We start from the raw sequence: 21,360 nt of genomic DNA, 5'->3' as shown, positions 1-21,360 counted from the left end.
TCCATGCGCCAGCCTGTCTTCGATGGTCACAACGACTTCCTCCTCCGCCTCTATCGTGCGCCGGAGCGGCGGGAGCAGATCTGGCTCAAGGGCGAAGGCCGTGGCCATCTGGACCTGCCCCGGATGAAACAGGCCGGCTTCGCGGGTGGCTTCTTCGCAATCTGGATCCCCACGCCGCACGAAGGCGGCGATGTGGACGCGCTGATGGACAACCCGCCCTATGCCATCGGTCTGCCGGCGATGGTCGGCACCGCCGCAGCCCAGCATGTCGCGGTGACGGAGGCGTCCCTTCTGCTGTGGATGGAGCGCTCCTCCGGCGGCAGTTTCCGCGTCTGCCGCACGGCGGAGGAGATCCGCGCCACGATGCAGGCGGGTGGGATCGCTGCGATCATGCATATGGAGGGGGCTGAGGCGATTTCGGAAAGCCTCGACGAACTCGACCTCTATTATGAGATGGGCCTGCGCTCGCTCGGTCCGGTATGGAGCCGTCCGACGATCTTCGGACATGGTGTGCCGTTCCGCTTCCCCTCCTCGCCCGATACCGGGCCGGGGCTGACGGAGGCGGGAAAACGGCTCGTCCGCCGCTGCAACGAGCTGAGAGTAATGATCGACCTCAGCCATCTGAATGAGGCTGGCTTCAACGACGTCGCCGCGCTCTCCGATGCGCCGCTGGTCGCGACGCATTCCAATGCCCATGCCGTGACGGCTTCCGCACGGAACCTGACCGACCGGCAGTTGGCCGTCATCGCCGAAAGCGACGGGATGGTGGGACTGAATTACGCGACCAGCTTCCTGCGGCCCGACGGGCGGCGCGGCTCGGATATCGGCTGGGAACCGGTTCTCGCGCATCTCGACCATCTGATCGAGAAGCTGGGCGACACGCGGGTAGGGCTTGGTTCCGACTTCGACGGCGCGACCGTCCCTGACGAAATCGGCGATGTGACAGGGATGGCGGCCCTGCAGGAGGCAATGGCCGCGCATGGCTACGACGCGCCGCTCATCGCGAAACTTACGCATGAGAACTGGCTGCGGGTGCTGGAGAAAACCTGGGGTGGGTGAGCCGCGGCCGCCCGATAAAGCTGACGTGCTTTAAGCAACCTTTGGCCATGGCGGGCAGCCGCCCCCGTCGAGCCGGAGCAGCATGCAATAAGCTATCCGTGGTGGGTATCGCCCGGTGTCCTGACCTCCCTACATTGGCCATGCGACTGCGGTCCGAAGATCTCCGCGAGGCAGCACCGCAGATCTCCTCCGCGCCAGACCCAGCCGTGCTGCCGCCTCGGTCAGCGGATTCAGCTGGGCGCGCCGAGCTGTGCCCGGTCACGTCCCGCTAACCGGGTCGTCCAGTTTCCATGTCAGGGCCAGCCCGGCGAGCGCGGACGGGGTTCAGCCCAACCAACGCCGAGCGACCTGCCATCCCTGCAGCTTCCAGCGTAAGGTTGGTGACAGCCATCGCGCCAGAGCGCCTGCGATGGCCCGTAGCCGTTGCCGGATCCACGCCCGCGAGACGGGATTTCGAGATTGCATAATTCTCCCTCGAAGATGTCGCTCATGACCCGCGGGGTGGAGAGATCTCGGCCTGCGGGTGAGGGAACCAGCAAATCGAAAGACTCCCCGCGATACCGTTGGAGACAGTTTGTGGGCGGTGCGGACGCGGCGAAACAGAAGCAAGGGACGAAGCGGGGCTTTTCCCGGCGTCCGCGCTGCATTATATGCGCGCGATGGTTCTGAACCCGCCCAACCTCCGCCCCGATCTTGCCCCTGCGCCGACTTTCGACGCGGGCGTCCGTCGTACGGGACAGCCGTCGATCGGGATCGTATCCCTCGGCTGCCCCAAGGCTCTCGTGGACAGCGAGCGGATCCTGACGCGGCTCCGCGCGGAAGGCTATCAGATCTCGCCCGATTATCAGGGCGCCGATGCCGTGATCGTCAACACCTGCGGCTTTCTCGACAGCGCCAAGGCGGAGAGCCTCGAAGCCATAGGCGAGGCGCTGACAGAGAACGGGCGGGTGATCGTCACGGGGTGTCTTGGCGCGGAACCGGAATTCATCACCGGAACCCATCCCTCGGTGCTCGCCGTCACGGGACCGCATCAGTATGAACAGGTGCTGGACGCCGTGCACAGGGCCGTGCCGCCCGCGCCAGACCCGTTCGTGGATCTGCTGCCCGCCTCCGGCATCAAACTGACACCGCGCCATTTCAGCTACCTGAAGATTTCGGAAGGCTGCAATCACAAGTGCAAGTTCTGCATCATCCCCGACATGCGGGGCAAGTTGCAGAGCCGCCCCGCCCATGCAGTGCTGCGCGAGGCGGAGAAGCTGGTGGAAGCGGGGGTCAAGGAACTCCTCGTCATCAGTCAGGACACGTCAGCCTATGGCGTGGATCGCAAGCACGATCTCTCCCCCTGGAAGGGCGGGGATGTTCGCGCGCATATCACCGATCTGGCCCGCGAACTCGGGGGGCTCGGCGCGTGGGTGAGGCTCCACTACGTCTATCCCTACCCGCATGTCCGCCAGCTTATCCCGCTGATGGCGGAGGGGCTGGTGCTGCCTTATCTGGATATCCCCTTCCAGCACGCGCACCCGGATGTCCTGCGCCGCATGGCGCGCCCCGCCGCCGCCGCGCGGACGCTGGATGAGATCGCTGCCTGGCGGAGCGATTGTCCCGAACTATCCCTGCGCTCCACCTTCATCGTCGGTTATCCCGGCGAGACGGAAGCAGAGTTTCAGACCCTGCTCGACTGGCTGGACGAGGCCCAGCTCGATCGCGTCGGTTGCTTCAAATACGAAAACGTCGCCGGGGCGCGCTCCAACGACTTGCCGGATCATGTGCCGGAAGACGTGAAGCAGGACCGTTGGGAGCGTTTCATGGAGAAGGCTCAGGCCATTTCCGAGGCGCGCCTTGCGGACCGCATAGGTACGCGCCAAGAGGTGATCGTGGACGACGTGGATGAGGACGGGGCAACCTGCCGAACCCGCTTTGATGCACCGGAAATCGACGGGAACCTGTTCATCGACACAGGCTTCGAGAACCTGAAGCCGGGTGACATCGTTACCGTCGAGGTGGATGAGGCGGGAGAATACGATCTCTGGGGATCGCTGACGTAACGTCTGCCCTGCATTGGGTTACAAGGGGGCAGTAACGCGTCAAAAAAGAGATCGCGTGTAGGTATTCCGGGCGTGTCTGCACGCCCAAGAATCCCGAGTGGCATTTCACGACTAGCGTTTCGCCATAAGTTGAAACGCAGTGCGGGGCGCGTCTGCACCCCGCCCGCTCTGCCGCTTATCAGACCCAATACGGCTGAAGCCCGTAATGGCTCCAGACACGGGTTTCCCAATCACGGTCGCGATCCCAGTCACGCTCCCATTTGGGAGCAGTGCGATACTGCTCAACCGTAATACCCGTCACGTATCCTTCCAGGGTCGTGTCGTATTTCAAGGCGTTCCAAGGAATTGGGCTGTAATCCTCCCCGATCCCCAGAAATCCGCCCGAACCCATCACGGCATAGGCAACCTTGCCGGATTTCTTGTCCAGCATAAGGTGGTCAATCGTACCGAGCTTATCGCCCTCCGTGTTATAAACAGCGGTGCCGTTCACATCGGCGGACGAGATCATCGGATTGGCGAGTTCGGTTTGCATCATATCCTCCATGGATCGTTTCGGTCCATGTGAAGTGAACGCCGTTGCTTCCCCGAGGTTCCCCTCTTTACGGTAGACCCCTTGCTCCCGATGCTGGTCCAAAGGGGCAATCTGGGGTGAGCGAGGGGGCCGTCGTGGCGGCGTCGGAGTAGCCCCCTGCTGTCGCGCGGGAGCTGGCATCCGGAGACCGGAAAGTTCCTGTGCCGGGCGCGAGGTGCCCAGTTGGCCATTGTAAGGAGAGCAGCCTCTCGCAGTTCTGCTGGCGATGGCGGGGCATGCTCTGGCTTCTGCCATCTGCGGATGCGCTTCTGCAGCACCGGAAAATTGAACGTGGCGACAATCCCGCACAGCAACGCCTTTGCGGTAACAGCGTCGGCGGTCTCCGCTCCGCTGTCTGCGCGCGGCCGAGAGCAAGGAGCCCATACGCTTCCATACTCGGCCGCTCTGTCGCCAGAGCCAGCCATGTTCACGGCGTACCCTCTACGAGGCCGCGCGACAGGCTCGCCATCGGGAAAAGGTACGAGCACCGGACAGGTTCCCGACCCACGTTCGCCGGAGCGAGATCAGCGCCTTGTGGTGGCGGACCAACTCCCGCCTGCGGGAGCGGTGAGCTTTAGCAAGCGCCCGAATGCAACGCCTTGTCCACCACCAGAGAAGAGTATCTTCCCGCCCGCCGGGAGCATCGGCAGTCTTCATCGGAGGGACATCAAGCCATCTCCCGCAGGCCACACCGCCTTGTTCGCCTACGGTTCCGGGGGAAGCCCTGTGCCTCCCCCTCCCCGGACGACTGCCTCGCACGGTCCCGCCCAACGGACCAGGTCAGGACCGTCGCTTGCGGCGGTTGGGACGGGCTCCCGCACGGCCTGCGGTCGAGCGACCGGAGGCAGCGACGGCGGCCTCCGCAGCCTCCTCCACCACCGATTGCCGGGCCAACGGATCGTCTGCCACGGCGAGTTCCACCGCCTCCAGCCGCTTCACCTCGTCGCGGAGCCGGGCGGCCTCCTCGAACTCCAGATTCTCGGCAGCCTTGCGCATCTGGGTGCGCAGCGCTTCCAGATGGGCCGACAGATTGCCGCCGACCATCGCCTTTTCCACCTTCGTGGTGATGCGCAACTGGTCCGTGTCGCCTTTCCACAGCCCGGCCAGCACATCCTCCACATTCTTCCGAACGGTCTGGGGGGTGATGCCATGCGCCTCGTTATAGGCAACCTGCTTCTCGCGCCGCCGCTCCGTCTCCCGCATGGCGCGCTCCATGGAGCCGGTGATGCGGTCGGCATACATGATGACGCGCCCATCGGCGTTCCGCGCCGCGCGCCCGATGGTCTGGATGAGCGAGGTTTCCGAACGCAGGAACCCCTCCTTGTCGGCGTCCAGAATGGCCACCAGCCCGCATTCCGGGATATCCAGCCCCTCACGCAGCAGGTTGATCCCCACCAGAACGTCAAACGCGCCGAGGCGCAGGTCACGCAGGATCTCGATCCGCTCGATCGTGTCGATATCGGAATGCATGTAGCGAACGCGGATCCCCTGTTCATGCAGGTATTCAGTCAGATCCTCGGCCATCCGCTTGGTCAGCACGGTGACAAGGCTCCGATATCCCGCCAGGGAAACGCGCCGTACCTCGTCCAGCAGATCATCGACCTGCATGGTGACGGGACGGATTTCCACCTGGGGATCCAGAAGGCCCGTCGGGCGGATCACCTGCTCCGCGAAGACACCGCCCGCCTGCTCCATCTCCCACGCGGCAGGCGTGGCGGAGACGAACACCGACTGCGGGCGCATCGCATCCCATTCCTCGAACTTCAGCGGGCGGTTGTCCATGCAGGAGGGCAGACGGAAGCCATGCTCGGCCAGCGTGAACTTGCGCCGGTAGTCGCCTCGGTACATGCCGCCGATCTGCGGCACGGTGACATGGGATTCGTCGGCAAAGACGATGGCATTGTCGGGGATGAATTCGAAAAGCGTCGGCGGCGGCTCTCCCGGCGCACGGCCCGTCAGATAACGGGAATAGTTCTCGATCCCGTTGCACACCCCCGTGGCGTCCAGCATCTCCAGATCGAAATTCGTCCGCTGTTCCAGCCGCTGTGCTTCCAGAAGCCGCCCCTCTGCGACAAGCTGGTCGAGGCGCTGGCGGAGTTCCTTCTTGATCCCGTCGATCGCCTGTTTCAGCGTCGGACGCGGCGTGACGTAGTGGCTGTTGGCATAGACGCGGATCTGCTTGAAGGCATCGGTCTTGGCCCCCGTCAGCGGGTCGAATTCGGTGATGGATTCGAGCTCCTCTCCGAAGAAGGAGAACCGCCATGCCCGATCCTCAAGGTGCGCGGGCCAGACCTCAAGGCTGTCACCCCTGACACGGAACGAACCGCGCTGAAACGCCTGATCGTTGCGCCGGTATTGCTGCGCCACCAGTTCCGCAATCACCTGCCGCTGGTCATAGGACTGCCCGACCACCAGATCCTGCGTCATCGCGGAATAGGTCTCGACCGAGCCGATACCGTAGATACAGGAAACGGAAGCGACGATGATCACGTCGTCGCGTTCCAGAAGCGCCCGGGTGGCCGAATGGCGCATCCGGTCGATCTGGTCGTTGATCTGGCTTTCCTTCTCGATATACGTGTCCGATCGGGGAACATAGGCTTCCGGCTGGTAGTAGTCGTAGTAGCTGACGAAATACTCCACGGCGTTCTCAGGGAAGAACCCCTTGAACTCCCCGTAAAGCTGCGCGGCAAGCGTCTTGTTGGGCGCGAGGATGATCGCCGGGCGCTGCGTCTCCTCGATGACCTTGGCCATGGTGAAGGTCTTGCCCGTGCCGGTGGCGCCGAGCAGCACCTGATTGCGTTCCCCGGCGTTCACCGCCTCCGCGATTTCGGCGATGGCGGCGGGCTGGTCTCCTGCCGGTGAGAATTCCGTATGCATGACGAAGGCACGCCCCCCCTCCAGCTTGGGACGGGTGAGCACGTCGAAGCGATTCATCGGGGCATTGGTGTTGTTATGGGGCATGAGCGGACCTCCGGCGACCGGCCTCTCACATTTGATCTGTTTTTGTTCCCGTTCAAGGGGGCAGCCGCCCCTTGCGCAGCGGCGCGGGTTTTTCCATAACGAGGCCACATCACGGAGAAGGCCATGGTCGCGCGCATCTACAAGCCAGCCAAGACAGCCATGCAATCCGGCGTCGCCCGGACGAAGCGCTGGATTCTCGAATACGCCCCGGAACACGCGCGTCAGATCGACCCGCTCATGGGCTGGACATCCAGTGACGATACCCAGACCCAGGTCCGCCTGCGCTTCGACACGCAGGAGGAGGCGGAGACCTACGCCAAGGAAAACGGCATCGACTACATCGTGCTGCCGGTCCATGGTCGGAAGGCCAATGTCCGGGCCATGGGATATGGCGAGAATTTTGCCACCAATCGCCGGGGCGCGTGGACGCATTGACTCCGGCTCTCGCGGCGGATGTCTGGCAGGAGCGGCGGGAGCCGCGCCGCGCGCCGCCGACGGATGCCCGCTCTCCGGGTGATGTGGATTATGCCCGTGTCATCCATTCGGCCTCCTTCCGGCGCCTGCAGGGCAAGACACAAATCCTGAGCGTGGGCGATGGCGATTTCTATCGCACCCGGCTGACGCATTCTCTGGAAGTGGCCCAGATCGCCGCCGGACTGGCCCGGCAACTTGCCCTTTCCTTCCCGGATCATCCCGCGAGCGCCATCCTGCCAGAGCGCAGCATGATCGAGGCCATCGGTTGCGCCCATGACCTGGGGCACCCGCCTTTCGGCCATGGCGGGGAGGTCGCGCTGAACTATGCCATGCGCGATGCGGGCGGGTTCGAGGGCAACGGCCAGACGCTCAGAATCGTCGCGCGGCTGGAGCATTTCTCCGACGGTGCTGGCGCGAACCTGACGCGACGGACGCTGCTCGGCCTGCTGAAATATCCCGTGGCCTACAGCCGGGCGCTCAATCCTGCTCTCCGCCCCGCGCTTCAGCCGGGCGAGGGCAAGATCCGTACGCTGGACATTCCCTCCTCCACCCCGCCGAAATGCTATCTGGATAGCGAGGCCGAGGTAGTGGACTGGCTGCTTGCCCCGCTGACAGCGGCGGAGCGCACGACCTTCGCCGCGGTGGAGACAGCCGCGGGCAAACACGGGCGCAGCCTGCACAAATCGCTCGATTGCGCGCTCATGGATGTAGCCGACGACATCGCCTACAGCATCCATGATCTGGAGGACGCGATCACCCTCGGCCTGATACCGGAAGGGCGGTTCCGGGACAGGCTGGCAGTGGCGGACTGCCGCTCTTTCTGTGCGGAGGCATCGGCTCGTGATGCCCTGATCCGTGATCTCTACGAAAGCCCGCGCGCGCGGAAACGGCGGATCGGCGAGCTTGTCCATCATTTCATAAGCGCCGTGCACTATACCACCACCGAAGCCTTTGCGGATCCGCTGCTGCGCTATCGCGTGGCGCTGCCCGAGGGGGAAGCGACCTTCCTGCGCTCGCTCAAACGGCTGGCCTTGGATGAGGTGATCCACAGCCCCGCCGTCCAGCAGCTGGAGTTCAAGGGCCAGGGAATGGTGATGGCGGTGTTCGAGGCTCTGGCATCCGACCCCGGCCGCCTTCTGCCGCGCGACTGGCTGATCCGCCTGGAAAAAGATGAACGTGCGATCTGTGACTATGTTGCAGGCATGACCGATGCCCATTTGCTGCGCACTTATGAGCGGCTGTTTTCGCCCCGGATGGGGTCTGTATTCGACCGGATCTAGTCCACGCGGAACAGTTTGAGCCGCGCCGTGGCGCCCCGCTCCAGCGTCAGCCGCGATGGAGCTATGCCAAGCGCCTCCGCCAGTACCCGGGTCACGGCGGCATTGGCACGCCCGTCCTCCGCCACCTCCGTCACGGCGATGCGAATCGGACCGTCCTCCGGCACCGTCAGGCCCGGACGGCGGGCACGAGGCGTTACGCGCACCTCGATCCGTGCGCCTTCCACTGCCAGATGTGCCAGTTCCCCGCGCGCCATGACCCCTATCCTCTTGAACCGCCTCCGGTGATCGCCGACATCTGTGCCCGGATCAAGGAGATACCCATGCCGGACGCCAACCCCGCCGCTCTCGACTTTCTGCTGACCCGGCAGTCTGTCTCCGCCAAGACGCTCCGTCCGCCCGTTCCCTCCCGCGCGGAGTTGGAGACGATGCTGACCGCCGCCGCCCGCGTGCCCGATCATGGCGGGCTGGCTCCGTGGCGGTTCATCGTGCTGGAACGGCCGGCGCTGGAGCGGCTTGCCCGCATCGCCGCCGCGCGGGGCGCAGCGCTCGGCTATGATGCGGAGAAGATCGGCAAGGGCGAGGGTCAGTTCGCCCGGTCTTCCCTCGCCGTCGCGGTGATCGCGAGCCCGGCGATCAGCGAGAAGGCCCCGGAAGTAGAGCAGACGCTTTCCACCGGCGCGGCCTGCGTGAGTCTGGTCAACGCGGCGCTGGCCTCCGGCTGGGGGGCCGCCTGGATCACCGGCTGGCCTGCCTTCGACCGTGGCTTTGCGGAGGAGGCGCTCAGCCTGGCGCCGCAGGAATGGGTGGCGGGCTTTGTCCATATGGGAACACCCGGTTCCGCCGTGGGGGATCGCCCCCGGCCAGCGCTGGACCGGATCGTCACATGGGTGGCGGCGTGATCTTCACCGATCTCTACCGCGCCCTTTCGCAGCTCGGCGACCGCAGGTTCCAGAGCGTGTTCTGACGGGGCATCCTCATCACCCTCCTGGTTTTCGTCGCGCTGGCGACGGGGATATTCTGGCTCATCGACCATTTCGCGCCGGAGAGCTTCTCCCTGCCGTGGATCGGACAGGTGGGCGGGCTGAACCTGTTCCTGTCCTGGGCGGGTGTCGTGGTGATGATGGCCCTGTCGGTCTTTCTGATGGTGCCCGTCGCCTCCGCCGTCACCGGCTTCTTTCTGGAGGAAGTGGCCGATGCCGTGGAGGCACGCTACTATCCCGGCCTTCCCCCCGCCCGCGATGTGCCGCTGCTGGAGATGCTGCGCGACTCCCTGGGGCTTTTCCTGCTGGTGATCGTGCTGAACCTCGGGCTGTTTGTGGTCTATCTGTTCATCGGGCCTCTGGGCCCCGTGCTTTTCTGGGTAGTGAACGGATTTCTGCTCGGGCGAGAGTATTTTCAGCTCGTCGCTCTGCGCCGCGTGAGCGAGGAGGAGGCGCGTATCCTCCGCACCCGCCACTTCGGCCAGATCTGGCTCGCCGGCACGCTGATGGCCGCACCGCTTACCGTGCCGATCATAAATCTTTTCGTGCCGGTGATCGGGGCCGCGACCTTCACCCACCTTTACCACCGGCTGACGCGCGATGCAGGTTGACTATTCCCCGGCGGCAGGCGGGTTCATGCGGTGATAGAAGTCTATGTCGCGGATGGAGATCACCCCCGACATGATGATCCCCGCCACCAGCACCCACAGGCCGACGGTGATGAGCGTGGTGAGCTTCGCCTTTCGCCCTACCGCCGCCTCGGACGGGGCGGAGGCCGGTGTGCCCGGCTCCACATGGCCCGCATCCGCCTGACTCCTCATGCCGATCGGCAGGATGACGAGGAACACCATGAACCATATGACGGCAAAAAGGACCACTGCGCCGGTGATGGTCATCAGACCTGCTCCAATTCGATTAGCGTTCCGGTGAAATCCTTCGGGTGCAGAAACAGGACGGGCTTGCCATGCGCCCCGATCTTCGGCTCTCCGTTGCCAAGCACGCGGACGCCCTGTTCAAGAAGCCGGTCCCGCGCGGCAAGGATATCTGCGACCTCGTAGCAGATATGATGGATGCCTCCCGCCGGGTTCTTGTCCAGGAACCCCTGGATCGGCGAGTTCTCACCCAAAGGGTGCAGCAGCTCGATCTTCGTGTTCGGCAACTCGATGAAGACGACCGTCACACCGTGATCCGGCTCGTCCTGCGGGGCGCCAACCCGTGCTCCCAGCGTATCTGCGTATTGCGCCGCAGCCGCCGCAAGGTCCGGCACCGCAATGGCGACATGGTTGAGGCGTCCAATCATTTTCGCAATCTCCCTCCGCTCCGCCCGGTTTATGGGCGTTGCACCCCGCAGTCGCAAGGGAGGACGCTCCGTTAACCATGCGGTGAGGAATTCCTGCTGGAATGGGTGTAGAAGAATGGAAAGGAGAATCGCATGGCCCTCCTCACCCTGAACCGACCGCCGCAGGTTGCGCCCAGGCGCCCGCTTACGGGTCAGACGGTGCTTGTCGTGGCCCCGTCGATTACGGTTTTTGCAGCGCTCCAGCGGGCAGGCGCCCGGCTTCGTCACGCTGACGGACACGCGGCCATGCTTCGGCATCTGGCAAGCTATCGGCCGAGCTTTGTCATCGTCGATATGGCGCAGGGGGTCGAGGCTCTCCACGATGCCGTGCGGTTCCTCCCCGGCCAACGCAGCCTTATCGCACTTGGGCACCGGGGCGACCGGGCCGCCGCGCTGGAGGCGGGAGCCACCGGCTTCATCACCCTGCCGGTGACGGAAGCCGCGTTGCTGACCTTGCTGCTCGGCGGGGTGTGGGGCGGCAATGTCATCGCGTTCCCACGAAGACCCTGCCCAACGGAAGCACCGGCAGTCTGACAGTCTTCAGCCTCGCAGGAGCACGAAGGTACTCGCGCGGCACCTCCCGGCGCGGCCGTCTTCGTTCCCCGGCGGCACGTCAGGTAGCGTGGTCACGCTCGGCAACGCTGGTCGAAGAAGCGCCAGTCACCCAAGGTGGACAACCGCATAAGCTGACCGGGTCGAGGTAATTTCACCAGAGCGGAAACTGCAGGAGATGTATCCAAACCAACCGCGCCCGGTCAACGGAGGAGGTGCAGAGTGCAGCCAGAGACCGCAATAGGACGAGCGCTTCTCGAATTGCGTTCTCGGGAGCCTTCAGAACAGGTCCAGCAGACGCCGCAGATAATCCCGCTCCAGATCAGGGCGCTCCTGCTCCCCTGAGCGGCGGCGAAGTTCGTTCAGGATGTCTTGTGCGCGCCGATAGACATCGTCCCCCTGAAGCATGGAATCCTGGGTTCCGATACCGCGGCCCACCTCTCCCGGACGACGGCCCAGCGGGTCGCGCTGCCCGTTTGGATCGCCCGCACCGAACTGGTCGCCGCCCCCGCCTTCGCCCGGTTGTCCCTGCTGCTGGTTTTGCGCCATGGCATCGCCAAGGTTGCGCATCCCCTCGCGCATGCTTTCCATCGCGTCGGCCTGCCGGTCGAGCGCCCGCCCGTTGTCGCCGTCCCTGAGCGCCTGCTCCGCTTCCTCCATGGCACGGCCCGCTCGGTCAAGCGCGTCGCGCCCCGCCTGCCCCTCGGGCGTGCCCAGCCCCGGAAGCCCGCGCTGCATCAGCCCGTCAAGCTGGTTCCGCAAACCCTGCTGCCGGTCTGCAAGACTACCACCCTGGCCGGGACCACCGCCCTGACCCTGACCTTGGCCTTGCCCCTGACCTTGCTGCTGACCTTGTCCTTGGCCCTGCCCTTGGCCCTGCTGGCCCTGTCCGGGCTGCTGGCCGGGCTGCTGGCCCTGCATCCCCTGAAACGCCTCGTCAGAGAGGCCCTGCTGCTGACGGAGGGTTTCGGCCAGATCGCGCATTGCCTGCTGGCCGGGGCTGCCCTGCCCCCCCTGACCCTGGGTGACGCGCATGTTCTCCATCATCCGGCGCAGCTGGTCCAGAAGCTGCTGGGCCTCGGCCATCCGGCCCTCCTGCATGAGCTGCTGGAGCCGGTCGAGCATCTGCTGAAGCTGATCGCCGGTGATCTCCTGCCCCTGCTGATCCTCGGCAGTCTGGCGGTTGGGATCATTCTGCTGCTGCTCCGCAAGCTGGCGGATGTAGTCGTTCATCGCCTCCTGCAGTTCCTGCATGAGCTGGGCGATTTCCTCGTCGCTGGCGCCATTGCGGATCGCCTCGGACAGCCGGTCCTGCGCGCGCTGCAGCCGTTCCATCGCGTTGTTGAGGTCGCCATCTTCCAGCAGGACGGCGATGTCCCAGAGCGCAGATGCCACCTCGTCACGCGTTTCGGCGGTCAATCCCTGCGAGACGCCGGTTTCGAGCTGCCGCATCGCGACGCGCAGTTGGAGATAGGCCCGCTGGTTGCGGATGAACCCCTCCGGCCGGTTGGTCACCGCACGGAGAACCTGCAGGGAACGCCCTCCGTTCTCCCGCGACCACAGCAGATCGCGCCGGTTCTCGATCAGTGCCGCTGCCAGCGGATCGAAGAACCGCCGCCCCGGCAGGACGATGCTGCGTGCCTCTGTCGTACCCGTTTGTCCGGCCGCATCCTGCACCGTCAGAGTGATCTTCACGGGCAGGTTGGCCCAAGGGTTCTGGGAAAAGTTCTCTGCCAGCGTCTCGGTGAAATCCGCACGGCTGCCGGTGATCGGCATGGGCAGGTCCACCAGCAGCGATTCCCGCGGCTCCGGCTCCACCGTCAGGCCATAGCGCCGGTCGAGGGCCGCGGTATCCAGCTCCATTCGTGCCTGCCCTCCGGCGACGCCATAGTCGTCATGTGCCGTGAAGGGCTGGCGCATCGCGCCATCCGCCTCCCGCCCGATGGGGCCAGAGAGCTCGACACTGGGGGCACGGTCGGCAATGGTCGTGACCTCCCAGCCCGCGCCGCGCGGCCCGTTTATATTGAGCCGGCCCGAGCGGGTAACGGTGAATTCCTGAAGGGGGGCGGAAGCGCTGTCCACCACGCCGGTGCGGCCAGATACCGTTTCATCGACGGTGAGACTGCCTCCCTCACCGTAAAGACGCAGCACCACCTTGCTTCCGACCGGCACCGAAAGGGCGGATTGCCGGATGTCGTTGAGATAGAGCGTGGGCTTGCCCGTATAGTCGGGCGGCTGGATCCAGCCCTCCCAGGACGGGCCGGAAGCCACGGTCCCGCCCCCCGGCATCTGCGCCAGATCCGCCACGGAGGCCACCCGCCAGATGGAGCCGAACATCAGCCCCACCACCAATGCGGTAAGCGCCACATAGCGCAGCGCATAGGGATCGCGGCGGGAAACGTTGAGATCAGGTTGCACCGGCCTTGCGCCCCGCGTGCGCTCCGCCATGCGGGCCAGATGCGCCCGCCAGACCCGCTGCGCGGCCTCGTCCCCCTCGCCGATGGCGATACGGTCGCCAAGCGCGGATATGGGACGTCCCGGCAGGGTGGCGTCAAGTCGCGTTGCTGCCTCCGCCCGGCTGGGCCAGCGGAAGCGCCGCGCACCCAGAACCAGCGCCGCAACAAGAGCTACAACGATCAGTACCGCCCCAGCCCATGCGACCTCGATGCTCACCGCATCCAGCGCACCGAAGAAGATGATCGCCAGCGTCGCGAAGAGGATCACCGGAACCGGCCAGAAGGCCTGCGTCAGACGTTCGGCCAGCATCCCCCAGCGCGTCAGACGCAGGGGCCATTTCAATCGGTCGAGCGCTGCGGCAGGGTCACGATCCTGTGCGGTCATACCTCATCCTGGGGACTACGGCACGCGACATGCGTGTCAGAGCCACTCGGGTATGGTATCTCGCGCGAGGATTTCGTCAAAGTCAGGTCTTTTGCGAATGACGGCGAAGTGATCGCCCTGGACCAGCACCTCAGGGACGAGCGGACGGCTGTTGTATTCCGAGGCCATCACCGCGCCATAAGCCCCCGCAGACCGGAAGGCGATCAGATCGCCGGGCGCGAGCGACGGGAGCGGCCACTGACGGGCGAAGGTGTCGGAAGTCTCGCAGATCGGCCCGACCACGTCATAAGGCGATGAGGCCGCGCCCGCCGCAGGCTCCGTCACCGGGACGATATCGTGATGGGCACCATACATCGCCGGGCGGATCAGGTCGTTCATCGCCGCATCCACGATCAGGAACTCCCGTTCCTCGCCTTCCTTGACGTAGATGACCTCCGACACAAGCAACCCCGCATTGCCGGAGATGAGCCGCCCGGGTTCGATCTCGATCTCGCACTCCAGATCGCCGAGCGTCCGCTTCACCAGCGCGCCGTAGTCGAGCGGCAGGGGCGGCGCCTCATTGGAGCGGGTATAAGGGATGCCCAGACCGCCCCCCAGATCGAGCCTGCGAATATCGTGCCCCTCCGCCCGAAGCTGCCGCGTGAGTTCCGCCACCTTGGCGAAAGCGGCCTCGAAGGGGGCAAGATCGGTGAGCTGCGAGCCGATATGCACGTCGATCCCGACCACCTCTATCCCCGGCAGGGAGGCCGCCAGCGCGTAGACCTCCGACGCGCGGGAGATCGGGATGCCGAATTTGTCCTCCTTCCGGCCGGTGGAGATCTTCTCATGCGTATGGGCGTCCACATCGGGATTGACGCGGACGGTGACCGGGGCCTGTAGCCCAAGACCTTCCGCGATACGGGAGAGCGCGCGCAACTCCGCCTCGCTCTCCACATTGAACTGGCGAATCCCGCCCTCCAGCGCGAGGGCCATCTCCTCCCCCGTCTTGCCGACGCCGGAGAAGACGATGCGCTCACCCGGCACACCCGCTGCCCGCGCCCGCCGATATTCGCCGCCCGAGACCACATCCATCCCGGCCCCGAGATCGCCCAGCAGCTTCAGCACTGCGAGGTTGGAGTTGGACTTCACCGAGAAGCAGACCAGATGCGGCACCCCTGCCAACGCCTCGGTGAACAGCCGGTAATGCCGGGTCAGAGTTGCCGCCGAATAGACATAGAACGGCGTGCCGACGGTGTGGGCGATGTCGGGAATCGCGACATCCTCGGCGTGGAGGATACCGTCGCGATAAAGGAAATGGTCCATGGAGATATTCCCTTTCGGGCCGAGGGTTTCAGCCAAAGCCTCTAGCGGATCGCCGGGAGCGAGGGAAGGCCGCGTTCGGCACGTCAGTCCGGGATCCCCGATTGGACAGGGAATGCTCCGGCCGGCTGACCGGTCAACTGGCTGGTCAAGGAGAAGCTCCGGGGCGTTACGAAGGTACGAAGGTACGAAGGTACGAAGGGACGAAGGGACGAAGGGACGAAGGGACGAAGGGACGAAGGGACGAAGGGACGAAGGGACGAAGGGACGAAGGGACGAAGGGACGAAGGGACGAAGGGACGAAGGGACGAAGGGACGAAGGGACGAAGGGACGAAGGGACGAAGGGACGAAGGGACGAAGGGACGAAGGGACGAAGGGACGAAGGGACGAAGGGACGAAGGGACGAAGGGACGAAGGGACGAAGGGACGAAGGGACGAAGGGACGAAGGGACGAAGGGACGAAGGGACGAAGGGACGAAGGGACGAAGGGACGAAGGGACGAAGGGACGAAGGGACGAAGGGACGAAGGGACGAAGGGACGAAGGGACGAAGGGACGAAGGGACGAAGGGACGAAGGGACGAAGCAGAACTGGCATGTTCTGCAAGCCCCTTATCGGCATGATCCGTGCCTCTGTCTTATCGGTGCGTGTCGTGCCGCTACGGATATCCACGTCAGGCCGGAGGGGAAGACTCGACGCCTCGACCCTGCTCGCCCCTCGAAGGCTGCGGCAGGGAGCAGGGGCAATGTCGCCGTTGACCCGGGAGAGTGCGGCTACCACGGTCAGATCAGCGTCACGCGCTCTTCGCTCGGAGCGTTGCGATGACGGCAAAGCGGCACTCTGCTGGTCAAACCGACAGGATCACTTCCGCCGTCTGTCCGGCGCCCACCGGCCCGCGATATGGAATTCCGTTATTTCCAAGGCCAGCCCGGCGACGAGGCTCGCCGACAACCAAGGCAGTGTACAGAACCGCTTCCCGGCGCGAGTCGGATGGCGGAACCTCAACACGACAGCCCAACAAACGAAATGCGGAGAGCGGAGAGCGGAGAGCGGAGAGCGGAGAGCGGAGAGCGGAGAGCGGAGAGCGGAGAGCGGAGAGCGGAGAGCGGAGAGCGGAGAGCGGAGAGCGGAGAGCGGAGAGCGGAGAGCGGAGAGCGGAGAGCGGAGAGCGGAGAGCGGAGAGCGGAGAGCGGAGAGCGGAGAGCGGAGAGCGGAGAGCGGAGAGCGGAGAGCGGAGAGCGGAGAGCGGAGAGCGGAGAGCGGAGAGCGGAGAGCGGAGAGCGGAGAGCGGAGAGCGGAGAGCGGAGAGCGGAGAGCGGAGAGCGGAGAGCGGAGAGCGGAGAGCGGAGAGCGGAGAGCGGAGAGCGGAGAGCGGAGAGCGGAGAGCGGAGAGCGGAGAGCGGAGAGCGGAGAGCGGAGAGCGGAGAGCGGAGAGCGGAGAGCGGAGAGCGGAGAGCGGAAGACTGACTACAACCCAAGCATTGGCAAGGGGGGAGACGCGGGCGGCGGCGGGTACTATGTAGAAGGTAAATCGCGAGGCATCATGTTTCTGTCCGTTTTCGACGTCTTCAAGATCGGCATCGGCCCGTCGTCTTCCCATACGATGGGACCGATGGTGGCGGCGGGGCGGTTTCTCGACCTGCTCCGCGGCTCTCCCTTCCGGCCCGTGGCGCTCAGGTGCAGCCTGCACGGGTCGCTGGCCTTCACCGGGGTCGGCCATGCGACGGACCGCGCGGTGATCCTCGGCCTGGATGGCTTCCTGCCCGCGACCTATGACGCGGATCACGCCGAAGCGGCGCTCGCCCGCATTCGCGAGACGGGCGAGGTTTCACCGCCGGGCCTGCCGCCGCTCGGCTTCCGGCCCGATCTCGATCTGGTGTTCGACTACGGCCCGCCGCTTCCCGGCCATCCGAACGGGATGACCCTCTCCGCCCGTGATGCACAGGGCGATACCCTTGTCAGCGAAACCTACTACTCCATCGGCGGCGGCTTCGTGGTGACGCCGGAGGAACAGGCGGCGGGTCCGGGCGGCGCGGCTCGGATCAGTGTGCCCTATCCCTTCGCCAGCGCGGCGGAGATGCTGCGCATGTCTGCCGCGGCCGGCCTTTCCATAGCGGAGATGAAACGGGCCAATGAACGCGCGGTCTATTCCAGGCGGGAAGTGGAGGACGGCCTGAACCGTCTGTGGACGGTCATGTCGGGCTGCATAGACCGGGGGCTGGCGAGCGAGGGAATTCTGCCGGGCGGCCTGAACGTGCGGCGCCGGGCCCCCGCCATCCACGCGGCGCTGCTCCGGGAGCGGGGGTTGAACATCGCGCCGCCGCATACCGTCAATGACTGGATCGGCTGCTACGCCATGGCGGTGAACGAGGAGAATGCAGCGGGCGGACAAGTGGTGACCGCACCCACCAACGGTGCGGCGGGCGTGGTGCCTGCGGTGCTGCGCTACTGGCTCGACCATGTGCCGGGGGCCAGCGCGTCGCGGATCGGGGATTTCCTGCTGACCGCCTCCGCCATCGGCGGGATCGTGAAGCACAATGCCTCCATCTCCGGGGCGGAATGCGGCTGTCAGGCAGAGGTCGGATCGGCGGCGGCAATGGCGGCGGCGGGGCTGGCGCAGGTGATGGGCGGCACACCGGAGCAGGTGGAGAACGCGGCAGAGATCGCGCTCGAGCACCATCTCGGCATGACCTGCGACCCGGTGAAGGGTCTGGTTCAGGTGCCCTGTATCGAGCGGAACGGGCTTGGGGCGATCAAGGCCGTCTCTGCCGCGTCGCTGGCGCTCCGGGGAGACGGGACGCATTTCGTTCCGCTCGACGCCTGTATCGAGACGATGCGTCAGACCGGTGCGGACATGAGCCACAAGTACAAGGAAACCTCGCTGGGGGGCCTCGCCGTCAACGTGCCCAACTGCTGATCACTTGCGCTTCAGGTGTTCGTCGAGACGAGGCAGGATTTCCACGAAGTTGCAGGGCTTGTGGCGATAGTCGAACTGGTGGACGAGTATCTCGTCCCAGGCGTCCCTGCAGGCGCCCGGACTGCCGGGAAGAGCAAAGAGATAGGTTCCGCCCGCCACACCCCCGCAGGCGCGTGATTGCACCGCGGAGGTGCCGATCTTCTGCATGGAGACGATGGTGAAGATTGTGCCGAACGCCTCGATCTCCTTCTCGTAGACGTCCCGATGCGCTTCCACCGTGACATCGCGGCCCGTGAGCCCCGTGCCTCCGGTGGTCAGGATCACGTCGATCCCCTCCTCCGCGATCCATTCCCGCAGCCGGCCCGCGATGGCGGCGCGGTCGTCAGGCAGCAGGCCGCGCGCGGCAAGCACATGCCCGGCCTCCGTGATCCGCGCGCCCAGCGTATCGCCGGAACGGTCTTCCGCCGCCGTGCGTGTGTCGGAAACCGTCAGGATAGCGAAACGCACGGGTATGAAATCGGTCATCTTCCCTCCAGCCGGGATTGCAGAAGCAGCAGGTCGGACCAGCTTTCCCGCTTGCACACCGGATTGCGGAGCAGGAAGGCAGGGTGAAACATCGGCAGGGCCGGACGCCCGAACACCGTCTGCCAATTACCGCGGAGCCGGGTGATCCCCTTGCGCCCCAGCAGCGCCTGACAGGAGATATTGCCCATGAGGACAAGGAAATCCGGGTCGGCCAGCGCCACATGCCGCTCCACGAAGGGCAGCATCATCGCGATCTCCTCCGGCGACGGATCGCGGTTCTGCGGGGGCCGCCAGGGCAGGATATTGGTGATATAGAGCGCCTTCGCCGGATCGGGCGCGGCCCGGCTCATGCCGATGGCACCGAACATGAGGTCGAGCAGCCGCCCTGCACGCCCGACGAAGGGCAGGCCGCGCTGATCCTCCTCCCGCCCCGGCGCCTCGCCAACGATCATCACCCGGGCACCGGGTTGGCCATCAGCAAAGACGAGGTTCCGTGCGCCTTTCTTCAGTTCGCAATGGCCATAGCCCGCCATTGCCTCCCGCAGCGCGGCGAGGTCGGGCGCGGCGGCGGCAAGGGCGCGAGCCTCGGCCACCGCATCACCAGCGCTCTCCCCATCACGCTGAGGGGTCGCGGGGCGGCTCTGGCGGGGGGCACGGGCGGGCGGGGCCTCGGGGACCGCCGGAGAAAGGGTCGCGGGACGCGCGGCACGGGCTGCGGCGCTTTCGGCGAAGCGATCGACCGGACCCTCGCCGATCGCCTCGGTCGCACCGAGCTCGATCTGCCATTCCAGCAGCGCGAGGGCCGTCTCGTGATCGAGCGATTCCAGCATGTCCCTTCCCTACGCCGCGCCGCGTGTTGGGTAAACTCCCTTGTGAGGCCCCGGCGCCGCCTTGCCCGCCCGTCCGCCCTGCCCTATAAGCGGGCAGGCAGCGAAGGGGGCACGCATGACGTTCCGGGCGAAGCATCTCTTGGGTATCGAACCCCTGCACCCCGAGGAAATCCGCACCGTCCTCGATCTGTCCGACAAATATGTGGAGCTGAACCGGCGCACGGTGAAGCAGTCGGACGTGCTGGCGGGCATGACCCAGATCAACATGTTCTTCGAGAATTCGACTCGCACGCAGGCGAGCTTCGAGCTCGCGGGCAAGCGGCTCGGCGCCGATGTGATGAACATGGCCGTGTCGCAGTCCTCCGTGAAGAAGGGGGAGACGCTGATCGACACGGCGCTCACCCTCAACGCCATGCACCCGGATCTTCTCGTGGTGCGCCATCAGAATTCCGGCGCCGTGGACCAGCTCGCGCAGAAGGTGAACTGCGCCGTGCTAAACGCAGGCGACGGGCGGCACGAACATCCGACGCAGGCCCTGCTGGACGCCCTGACCATCCGGCGGGCGAAGGGGCGGCTCCACCGGCTGACCATCGCGATCTGCGGCGACATCGCCCACAGCCGGGTCGCGCGGTCCAATATCATCCTGCTCGGCAAGATGGAGAATCGTGTCCGCCTCATCGGCCCGCCGACGCTCATGCCCACGGGGGTGCAGGAGTTCGGGGTGGAGGTATATGACGACATGAAGGCCGGGCTTGCCGACGCCGATGTGGTCATGATGCTCCGCCTTCAGAAGGAGCGGATGGACGGGGCGTTCATCCCGTCGGAGCGCGAGTACTTCCACCGCTACGGTCTGGATGCGGAGAAGCTCTCCCACGCAAAGGAGGATGCCATCGTCATGCATCCTGGCCCGATGAACCGGGGGGTGGAGATCGACGGCACCATCGCCGACGACATCAACCGCTCGGTCATTCAGGAGCAGGTGGAGATGGGCGTGGCCGTCCGCATGGCGGCGATGGACCTGCTGGCCCGCAACCTGCGGGCGGAGCGCGGGCGGCAGGCGGTGGGTGAGTGGGCCTGACACAGGGCGCTTCCGCCTCCGGCGGCTGGGAAGGCATCCTCGAACCGGGAGAGCGGGTTCTCTGGCAGGGGCAGCCCGAGCCGGGGCTGGACCTGTCACGTGCCTCGCTGGGCCGCCTTGCCTCGGCCCTGCCGCTGGTGATCTTCGGCCTCTTCTGGATCGCCGTGACGGTCGAGGCGGGGGGAGACGACCTCATCGCGCGGCTGTTTCCCTTGTTCGGCGTGATGATCCTCATCGGCGGGCTGTGGCATGGCGGCCTGCGGCTTCTCTGGGACTCCTACGTCCTGCGGCACACCGTCTATACGCTCACCGACAGGCGGGCCTTCATCGCGACCGATCCGATGGGGCGCAAACGGCTGAAATCCTGGCCGCTGGATGAGATGGTGCTGCTCGACTACGACGGAGAGGTGCCCGGCACGATCTGGTTCGGGCAACAGTTCAACCCCAATCGCCCCGGGCGCCGCCGCGTCGGCTTTCAGCGGATCGCCGAGGCCCGCCGCGTCTATGACATGATGCGGAAGATCCGCGCAGGTGGGGAGATCGTACGGCCTTGAGGACCGGCACTCAATCGCGAAGGTCGGGTCAGGGATATGCGACCGACGAGACCCT

Annotated in this window: 19 protein-coding genes; 10 read left to right on the top strand and 9 right to left on the bottom strand. The window is 65.5% G+C overall.

The genetic code is table 11. From position 1 onward, the window contains the following. The first annotated feature begins 3 nt into the window (after positions 1 to 3). Both CN97_RS04885 and rimO read left to right on the top strand, forming a co-directional pair. Positions 4 to 1,059: a dipeptidase gene (locus tag CN97_RS04885; protein ID WP_035707907.1), complete on the top strand. Its 1,056-nt coding sequence runs from the start codon at positions 4 to 6 to the stop codon at positions 1,057 to 1,059. Positions 1,060 to 1,709: 650 nt separating this feature from the next. After that, complete coding sequence (rimO, locus tag CN97_RS04880; RefSeq protein ID WP_035707906.1) at positions 1,710 to 3,104, top strand: 30S ribosomal protein S12 methylthiotransferase RimO; 1,395 nt, start codon at positions 1,710 to 1,712, stop codon at positions 3,102 to 3,104. A gap of 178 nt (positions 3,105 to 3,282) precedes the next feature. Here the strand turns inward: rimO and CN97_RS04875 are convergent, their stop codons facing one another. Together CN97_RS04875 and uvrB are read right to left on the bottom strand one after the other, a co-directional pair. Continuing rightward, positions 3,283 to 3,636, bottom strand: a complete 354-nt coding sequence (locus tag CN97_RS04875; protein ID WP_242685210.1) for a PRC-barrel domain-containing protein — start codon at positions 3,634 to 3,636, stop codon at positions 3,283 to 3,285. Positions 3,637 to 4,455: 819 nt separating this feature from the next. After that, complete coding sequence (uvrB, locus tag CN97_RS04870) at positions 4,456 to 6,636, bottom strand: excinuclease ABC subunit UvrB (RefSeq protein ID WP_035707900.1); 2,181 nt, start codon at positions 6,634 to 6,636, stop codon at positions 4,456 to 4,458. 123 nt (positions 6,637 to 6,759) lie between these two features. On the opposite strand from uvrB, the gene CN97_RS04865 reads away from it, so the two are divergent. Both CN97_RS04865 and CN97_RS04860 read left to right on the top strand, forming a co-directional pair. Beyond that, on the top strand, positions 6,760 to 7,071 hold the full coding sequence (locus CN97_RS04865) for an ETC complex I subunit (protein WP_035707898.1): 312 nt from the start codon (positions 6,760 to 6,762) through the stop codon (positions 7,069 to 7,071). Continuing rightward, positions 7,059 to 8,390 (top strand): anti-phage deoxyguanosine triphosphatase, encoded by a 1,332-nt coding sequence (locus tag CN97_RS04860; RefSeq protein WP_242685209.1) that lies wholly within the window; start codon positions 7,059 to 7,061, stop codon positions 8,388 to 8,390. The genes CN97_RS04865 and CN97_RS04860 overlap by 13 nt, the downstream gene beginning before the upstream one ends. Here the strand turns inward: CN97_RS04860 and CN97_RS04855 are convergent. Continuing rightward, positions 8,387 to 8,644 carry a DUF167 domain-containing protein gene (locus tag CN97_RS04855; protein ID WP_035707895.1) on the bottom strand — a complete coding sequence of 86 codons (258 nt, stop codon included), beginning with the start codon at positions 8,642 to 8,644 and terminating at the stop codon, positions 8,387 to 8,389. The two genes, CN97_RS04860 and CN97_RS04855, sit on opposite strands and share 4 nt — an antisense overlap. A gap of 66 nt (positions 8,645 to 8,710) precedes the next feature. On the opposite strand from CN97_RS04855, the gene CN97_RS04850 reads away from it, so the two are divergent. Then, the gene (locus tag CN97_RS04850; RefSeq protein ID WP_035707890.1) at positions 8,711 to 9,289 is read left to right on the top strand and encodes a nitroreductase family protein; all 579 of its coding nucleotides are present in this window, start codon (positions 8,711 to 8,713) and stop codon (positions 9,287 to 9,289) included. Positions 9,290 to 9,360: 71 nt separating this feature from the next. After that, positions 9,361 to 9,981, top strand: a complete 621-nt coding sequence (locus tag CN97_RS04845) for an EI24 domain-containing protein (protein ID WP_345997956.1) — start codon at positions 9,361 to 9,363, stop codon at positions 9,979 to 9,981. Here CN97_RS04845 and CN97_RS04840 read toward each other — a convergent pair whose 3' ends face one another. Continuing rightward, complete coding sequence (locus CN97_RS04840; protein ID WP_035707887.1) at positions 9,982 to 10,266, bottom strand: DUF1467 family protein; 285 nt, start codon at positions 10,264 to 10,266, stop codon at positions 9,982 to 9,984. Beyond that, a complete protein-coding gene (mce, locus tag CN97_RS04835; RefSeq protein ID WP_035707883.1) occupies positions 10,266 to 10,670 on the bottom strand; it encodes a methylmalonyl-CoA epimerase in 405 nt (134 codons plus the stop codon). The genes CN97_RS04840 and mce overlap by 1 nt, the downstream gene beginning before the upstream one ends. Before the next feature lie 132 nt (positions 10,671 to 10,802). On the opposite strand from mce, the gene CN97_RS04830 reads away from it, so the two are divergent. Then, positions 10,803 to 11,243: a response regulator gene (locus CN97_RS04830; RefSeq protein WP_051910964.1), complete on the top strand. Its 441-nt coding sequence runs from the start codon at positions 10,803 to 10,805 to the stop codon at positions 11,241 to 11,243. A gap of 297 nt (positions 11,244 to 11,540) precedes the next feature. Here the strand turns inward: CN97_RS04830 and CN97_RS04825 are convergent, their stop codons facing one another. Both CN97_RS04825 and lysA read right to left on the bottom strand, forming a co-directional pair. Beyond that, entirely contained in the window at positions 11,541 to 14,102 is a 2,562-nt protein-coding gene (locus tag CN97_RS04825; RefSeq protein WP_035707880.1) for a TIGR02302 family protein, read from the bottom strand. Positions 14,103 to 14,138: 36 nt separating this feature from the next. Further along, positions 14,139 to 15,404, bottom strand: a complete 1,266-nt coding sequence (gene lysA / locus CN97_RS04820) for a diaminopimelate decarboxylase (RefSeq protein WP_035707879.1) — start codon at positions 15,402 to 15,404, stop codon at positions 14,139 to 14,141. A gap of 1,540 nt (positions 15,405 to 16,944) precedes the next feature. Here lysA and CN97_RS04815 point away from each other — a divergent pair. Next, entirely contained in the window at positions 16,945 to 18,318 is a 1,374-nt protein-coding gene (locus CN97_RS04815) for an L-serine ammonia-lyase (protein WP_035707876.1), read from the top strand. Here CN97_RS04815 and moaB read toward each other — a convergent pair whose 3' ends face one another. Then, positions 18,319 to 18,843, bottom strand: a complete 525-nt coding sequence (moaB, locus tag CN97_RS04810; protein ID WP_035707873.1) for a molybdenum cofactor biosynthesis protein B — start codon at positions 18,841 to 18,843, stop codon at positions 18,319 to 18,321. Continuing rightward, entirely contained in the window at positions 18,840 to 19,673 is an 834-nt protein-coding gene (locus tag CN97_RS04805; protein ID WP_035707870.1) for a uracil-DNA glycosylase, read from the bottom strand. Before CN97_RS04805 ends, moaB begins: the two co-directional genes overlap by 4 nt. Positions 19,674 to 19,788: 115 nt before the next feature. On the opposite strand from CN97_RS04805, the gene CN97_RS04800 reads away from it, so the two are divergent. Beyond that, the gene (locus CN97_RS04800) at positions 19,789 to 20,751 is read left to right on the top strand and encodes an aspartate carbamoyltransferase catalytic subunit (protein WP_035707867.1); all 963 of its coding nucleotides are present in this window, start codon (positions 19,789 to 19,791) and stop codon (positions 20,749 to 20,751) included. Beyond that, positions 20,742 to 21,305, top strand: coding sequence for a hypothetical protein (locus CN97_RS04795; protein WP_035707864.1), 564 nt, complete (start codon positions 20,742 to 20,744; stop codon positions 21,303 to 21,305). Before CN97_RS04800 ends, CN97_RS04795 begins: the two co-directional genes overlap by 10 nt. Positions 21,306 to 21,360: the final 55 nt, after the last annotated feature.

This window comes from Haematobacter massiliensis (genome assembly GCF_000740795.1).
GTDB lineage: Bacteria > Pseudomonadota > Alphaproteobacteria > Rhodobacterales > Rhodobacteraceae > Haematobacter > Haematobacter massiliensis.
This window is presented reverse-complemented; position numbering and strand designations above follow the sequence as displayed.